Annotated in this window: 7 protein-coding genes; 2 read left to right on the top strand and 5 right to left on the bottom strand. The window is 55.5% G+C overall.

Features of this window, described 5'->3' with window-relative positions; translation table 11 throughout:
• Positions 1–120: 120 nt before the first annotated feature.
• From ABJQ89_RS17115 to ABJQ89_RS17135, 5 genes are all read right to left on the bottom strand, one after another.
• Positions 121–2484 carry a xanthine dehydrogenase family protein molybdopterin-binding subunit gene (locus ABJQ89_RS17115; protein ID WP_348497367.1) on the bottom strand — a complete coding sequence of 788 codons (2364 nt, stop codon included), beginning with the start codon at positions 2482–2484 and terminating at the stop codon, positions 121–123.
• Positions 2485–2569: 85 nt separating this feature from the next.
• Positions 2570–3055: a (2Fe-2S)-binding protein gene (locus ABJQ89_RS17120; RefSeq protein WP_348497368.1), complete on the bottom strand. Its 486-nt coding sequence runs from the start codon at positions 3053–3055 to the stop codon at positions 2570–2572.
• Positions 3056–3448: 393 nt separating this feature from the next.
• Positions 3449–4327: a PhzF family phenazine biosynthesis protein gene (locus tag ABJQ89_RS17125; protein WP_348497369.1), complete on the bottom strand. Its 879-nt coding sequence runs from the start codon at positions 4325–4327 to the stop codon at positions 3449–3451.
• A complete protein-coding gene (locus ABJQ89_RS17130; RefSeq protein ID WP_348497370.1) occupies positions 4327–4554 on the bottom strand; it encodes a DUF1150 family protein in 228 nt (75 codons plus the stop codon). Before ABJQ89_RS17130 ends, ABJQ89_RS17125 begins: the two co-directional genes overlap by 1 nt.
• Positions 4555–4558: 4 nt before the next feature.
• Positions 4559–4972: an Hsp20 family protein gene (locus ABJQ89_RS17135; protein WP_348497371.1), complete on the bottom strand. Its 414-nt coding sequence runs from the start codon at positions 4970–4972 to the stop codon at positions 4559–4561.
• A 169-nt stretch (positions 4973–5141) separates the two neighbouring features.
• On the opposite strand from ABJQ89_RS17135, the gene ABJQ89_RS17140 reads away from it, so the two are divergent.
• Together ABJQ89_RS17140 and purE are read left to right on the top strand one after the other, a co-directional pair.
• On the top strand, positions 5142–5366 hold the full coding sequence (locus ABJQ89_RS17140; protein ID WP_348497372.1) for a DUF465 domain-containing protein: 225 nt from the start codon (positions 5142–5144) through the stop codon (positions 5364–5366).
• A 48-nt stretch (positions 5367–5414) separates the two neighbouring features.
• Positions 5415–5770, top strand: a 356-nt coding sequence (purE, locus tag ABJQ89_RS17145; protein ID WP_348497373.1) for a 5-(carboxyamino)imidazole ribonucleotide mutase, incomplete at its 3' end; no start/stop codon positions are given.

Genomic DNA, 5770 nt, shown 5'->3' on the forward strand with positions numbered 1-5770 from the left:
AACTCAAAATTATACATCTTGTCTTTCCTTTCTTTGGCGAAGAACCCCTTTAGGCTTCCTCTCTCCAAAAATATCCCGGGGAGCGCGAGGGGGTGGCCCCTCGCACCCGACCCGCAACCATCACTTTTGCATCGCTGCCCAAACCCGCGACGGCGTCGCTGGCATATCAATATGCGCAACGTCGTGACCGCCAGAATTCAAAGCATCCAGAACCGCATTGATCACAGAAGGTGGCGATCCAATCGCACCCGCTTCCCCGCAGCCTTTGACGCCCAACGGATTGTGCGTACACGGCGTCTGGCAAGAATGATCAACCGTGTAGAACGGCAAATCATCCGCGCGTGGCATCGTGTAATCCATGTAGGACGCGCTCAGAAGCTGACCGTTGTCATCATAGACACAGTTCTCCATCAACGCCTGACCAATGCCCTGCGCGATACCGCCATGCACTTGGCCCGATACGATCATCGGGTTGATCACGTTGCCGAAATCATCCGCCGCCGCAAAACGCTCAATGGTGACTTTACCGGTGTCTGGATCAACTTCGACCTCGCAGGCATAAGCACCCGCAGGATAGGTAAAGTTCGCAGGATCATAGAACGCAGTCTCCTCTAGACCCGGCTCAATGTCCTCCAGCGGATAGTTATGCGGAACATAGGCCGCTAGGGTCACATCGCCCCAAGCCACAGACTTGTCCGTTCCCGCAACCGAGAAGTTACCATCCTTCAACTCAATGTCCGCCTCAGAGGCTTCCATCAAATGCGCCGCGATCTTCTTGGCCTTGTTGATGATCTTCTCCGTCGCGCGCACCATCGCCGATCCACACACCGCGAGCGAGCGGGAGCCATAAGTCCCCATACCAAACGGCACCTTCGCCGTATCGCCATGCACGATATCAACTTGCTCTGCATCGATGCCAATCATCTCCGCAACAACCTGTGGAAACGCCGTCTCGTGCCCCTGACCATGGCTATGCGCCCCGACCATAACGCTGATGGAACCCGTCGCATTCACACGCACCGTGGCCGCATCATAAAGACCCGCACGCGCACCAAGTTGACCAACGAGGTTGGACGGCGCAATACCGCAAGCCTCGATATAGTTGTTGATCCCAAGCCCGCGCATCATGCCGCGCGCTTCGCTTTCCTTGCGACGCGCTGCAAAACCCGCGATGTCGGCGATCTCTTCCAGCTTGTCCATCGTCGCGTTGTAATCGCCCGTGTCATATTCCACCGCAACAGGCGTCGCATATGGGAATTCCGTGACATAGTTCTGACGGCGCAACGCAATCGGATCAACGCCCAGCTCACGCGCAGCCTGATCAATCACCCGCTCCAATTGGAACGTCGCTTCAGGGCGACCAGCACCGCGATACGCATCCACAGGCACCGTATTGGTAAAGACCGCCTTTACGTTCACATAGATATTCGGCGTCTTGTAGTTACCGGCCATCAATGTGCCATGCAGCCATGTGGGAACAGAGGACGAGAAGGTGCTCAAGTAAGCGCCCATATTCGCCAAAGTCTCCGTGCGCACAGCAACAAAATTGTTGTCCGCATCCAAGGCCAATTCAATCTTCGTCACGTGATCACGTCCATGCGCATCGGACATAAACGCTTCAGAGCGTGAAGATGTCCATTTCACAGGACGGTTCACTGCCTTCGCCGCAAAAGTACAAAACGCCTCTTCCGCGTAATGGAAAATCTTCGTACCAAAACCGCCGCCCACATCAGGGGCTACAACGCGCAGCTTATGCTCAGGAATGCCCAATACAAACGCACCCATCAAAAGACGGATCACATGGGGGTTCTGCGATGTCGTATAAAGCGTATGCTCCCCATCGGCGCGATTGTAATCGCCAACCGCCACACGTGGCTCCATCGGGTTCGCAACAAGACGGTTGTTGACCAACTCAAGCGTCGTGACATGCGCCGCGCCCTTGATCGCTTCCTCAACCGCGCCTTTGTTTTCTTCAACAAAACCCCAATCGTAGCAAAGGTTGCTCGTCAGATCGTCATGCACCTTGGTCGAACCATCGCCCAAAGCATCCTTCATGTTCACAACAGCAGGCAGCTCTTCAAGATCAAGCTCAATCGCCTCTGCCGCATCACGCGCTTGCTCTAAGCTCTCAGCCACAACCGCAGCAATCGGATCACCCACGTGGCGCACCTTGCCTTGCGCCAAAACAGGGTGCGCGGGCTCTTGCATCGGTTCGCCATGGCGATCCGTAACAAGCCAGCCGCATGGAATGCCCCCTACACCTTCGAAATCAGCGCCCGTGAAAATTTGCACAACGCCCGGCATGTCCGCCGCCGCGCTTGTGTCAATTCCGTTGATCTTCGCATGTGCCACATCAGAGCGCAGGAAATGAACATAGGTCTGTCCGCGTACATTGATGTCGTCTGTGTAATTTCCGGCTCCTGTTAGAAACCGAACGTCCTCGCGCCGCTTCGTGCTAGCGCCAATACCACCATCTTTTGGCATGAATTTTCCTCCCACAGGGGTGCGTGCAAATAGCACTCACCTTACATTTTGACGTAGGGTGCGTGATGTCACGCACCGCGCTTCATCATTCGGCTGCTATCGCTGGAATCTCTTGGCCAGACGCGGCCATGATCGCCTTGACGATGTTATGGTATCCCGTGCAGCGGCAGATATTGCCCTCAAGATACTCGCGCACTTCCGCCTCTGTCGGCTTCGGGTTCTCTTTCAAAAGCGCGGCCGTCGTCATCACCATGCCCGGTGTGCAAAACCCACACTGCAATCCGTGATGTTCCTGAAACGCCGCTTGGATCGTGTTGAGCGTGCCATCTGGTGCCGCCTGTCCTTCAATCGTCGCAACCTCAGCGCCATCAGCTTCCGCCGCAAGCATCGTGCAGCTTTTCACAGCCACGCCATTTACGTGCACCACGCAAGCGCCACACTGGCTGGTGTCGCAGCCAACATGCGTTCCAGTTAATTCCAAATCTTCGCGCAAAAACGAAGACAGCAGCGTGCGCCCTTCAACGTCTCCAGACGCGGACTTGCCGTTTACGGTCATTGTGATTTTTGTCATTCGGTCCTCCCTAGTAGCGTCGCAATTGCAGCGACCCAAAACGCCTGAAGAGGCGTGATAGGGATGACAAATTCAACGGTCCCGGAAGATGTGCGGGCTTGTCAAAGATGACATGGCTTGCAAATTGCTCCTTGAAAAAGAGACTGCTACGCGAAGTGATTCACGGCAAGCGTTAGTTTAATGCATTTGGTAACGTGAACGCCTAACAACTATGCAAATCGATTTTCCGTTCGCGGGCCATCGCACCGCAAACAGGTGTTAGCGCGAACGCAAAGCCTTATTTTTATGTTGCAGGCGAATGGGTTGTTGCCCGCAAACAAGGGCTTAGTCCATTCTTTCGAAGCGCTTTGAGAATAAAGTTACGTTCCGTCACTTTGCGGCTTCGGGCGGAAACTACAGATGCAGTGTTCCGCTCATAAGGATGTGACCGTTGCCCGCAACCTCGACACCTTCAATTGCGCCTGCGCCCCCGATCACACGAACAGCCGCTTGACCGGGTCGGCCCATCATATGGCCTTGCTCGGCGGTAAATTCGGGTCCATCGATCAAACCATGTTGCCAAAGATAGGCGCCCATCGCCCCCGTCGCAGAACCGGTAAAGGGGTCTTCTGGTGAACTTGGCGGCAAAAGCAGCAACCGCGAAAACGTATCGCCTGCCTCTGTGTAACCGCCCAGTGTGGTCAAAAACGGTTCCATCTCGTCTTGCGCCGCATCCCCAAGATTTGCGTTCAAGGCTTCAATCCCTGTGCGATCCAAAACCGCGCGCCCAAGCGTGTCGCGATTTTTCAGAAGCGTGATGACAAACGGCAGTCCCGTCGACACCAATTGCGGTTGCGCAATGATATCATCCGCGCTCAGCCCAATCGCTGCCGCGACCAGCGCTTTGTCCGGCTCAGGTCCAAACACCGGCGCAATCTGGCGCATGCTCACGCGCTTGCCATCTTCGCTGAGCGTGACAGGAATAATCCCCGCCTGCGTTTCCAGCGTCAGATCGCCAGTTCCAATCGTGCCAGCCGCATGCGCCGCAATGACAGAAGCAACCGTCGGATGCCCTGCAAACGGGATTTCGCGGCTGGCGAGGAAGTAGCGCACATGAACGTCCGCGACCTCCGATGGCCCTAGAAATGTGCATTCCACCAATGAGGTTTCGCGCACATAGGCCATGCAAGTGTCCGCGTCCAAATGCGCCGCATCATGCACGACCGCGCATCCGTTGCCGCCAAATGCGCGATCGGTAAAGGCATCAACCCAGTGAAATGCGTATTCGCCCATCAGTGAACCGCGTGCGGCGCATAGTCATGCTGGCGCGCCAGATCAAAGGCAAAGTCGCGATCCGCAACTACGGCCAAACGATTGCCGTCCTCGGTGTGCACCGCGTAAAGATTGTCCAATCCCTCCGCTTGCTCGCGCATCTCTTCAGGTAGATCAGCATGCGCAATCGGACGCACATACACATTGCGACCTGTTTCGGCCTTCGTGTCCTGTGGAAAATCAGTCATAGTGCTACCCCTTTTTGATATTAATCGTTTGAACAACTGCGTCTGGCCGCGCGCGGGTCAAGTCTACATGCAGCAGCCCGTTCTCCATCTGCGCCTCGCCGACCTCAACGCCGTCCGCCAGCACAAAACTGCGCTGGAACTGACGCGCCGCAATCCCGCGATGCAGGAACAGACGTCCTTCACTATCGTCGGTTTGTCGGCCGCGGATCACCAGCTGGCGATCTTCAACCGTAATGGCCAGATCATCCTCGCTGAAACCGGCAACAGCCAGCGTGATGCGATAAGATGTGTCTGTGGTTTGTTCGATATTATAGGGCGGGTAGCCCTCATTGCCGGATTTAGCGGTGCGTTCTACCAGCCGTTCCAGCTGCTCAAATCCCAACAAATGGGGGTAAGAGCCTAAAGTAAGCTTCGTCATAACGGTTTGTCCTTAAAGCAAAGCGACAGTCCAAATTTGCGATCCCGTTCCGGCAATCGCGCATTTGATAAATATGGGAAGCAAATCGCTCATGTGCAAGGGCTATGCGCAGCGCGCACGCTCCGATATACTGAAATCTCTGCACGATTTGCCTAAATGGACTAACAAAATGAACGCGCCCACCGACATCTCCATGAAAACAAACGATGTTTTACGGATTGAGCTGGAAGTCATGCGCCAAGAACACCGCGATCTAGACGAGTCGATCAGCGCATTGGCCGCAAAAGGCACCGCCGATCAGCTGATGATGCAGCGCCTCAAACGCACCAAGCTGCGACTAAAAGACAAAATATCGCAAATCGAAGACCGTTTGACCCCAGATATCATTGCCTAAAGCGCGCATCTGGCTATAGTCCGCCGCTCACGAAGAGGGGTGATAAAAATGGCCGATATCGAAGTTGGAATCATCATGGGCAGCCAATCTGATTGGCCCACGATGAAGGAAGCCGCCGACATGCTCGACGCGCTTGAGATTCCATATGAGAAAAAGATCGTATCAGCCCACCGCACCCCTGATCGTCTCTGGGACTATGGCAAGACCGCCGCACCCCGTGGCCTCAAGGTCATTATCGCAGGCGCAGGCGGCGCAGCTCACCTTCCGGGCATGATGGCCTCCAAAACCCGCGTGCCCGTCATCGGCGTTCCGGTGCAGACCAAGGCGCTCTCGGGCGTTGATAGCCTCTATTCAATCCTGCAAATGCCCCGCGGCTTTCCTGTCGCGGCCATGGCCATCGGCGG

The sequence above is a fragment of the Planktotalea sp. genome (assembly GCF_039984035.1).
Classification (GTDB): domain Bacteria; phylum Pseudomonadota; class Alphaproteobacteria; order Rhodobacterales; family Rhodobacteraceae; genus Planktotalea.

What these genes read in the sequence shown, in the direction of transcription:
- ABJQ89_RS17115 (WP_348497367.1), bottom strand. Translation starts at nt 2,484, where the DNA reads ATGCCAAAAGATGGTGGTATTGGCGCTAGCACGAAGCGGCGCGAGGAC.
- ABJQ89_RS17120 (WP_348497368.1), bottom strand. Translation starts at nt 3,055, where the DNA reads ATGACAAAAATCACAATGACCGTAAACGGCAAGTCCGCGTCTGGAGAC.
- ABJQ89_RS17125 (WP_348497369.1), bottom strand. Translation starts at nt 4,327, where the DNA reads ATGGGCGAATACGCATTTCACTGGGTTGATGCCTTTACCGATCGCGCA.
- ABJQ89_RS17130 (WP_348497370.1), bottom strand. Translation starts at nt 4,554, where the DNA reads ATGACTGATTTTCCACAGGACACGAAGGCCGAAACAGGTCGCAATGTG.
- ABJQ89_RS17135 (WP_348497371.1), bottom strand. Translation starts at nt 4,972, where the DNA reads ATGACGAAGCTTACTTTAGGCTCTTACCCCCATTTGTTGGGATTTGAG.
- ABJQ89_RS17140 (WP_348497372.1), top strand. Translation starts at nt 5,142, where the DNA reads ATGAACGCGCCCACCGACATCTCCATGAAAACAAACGATGTTTTACGG.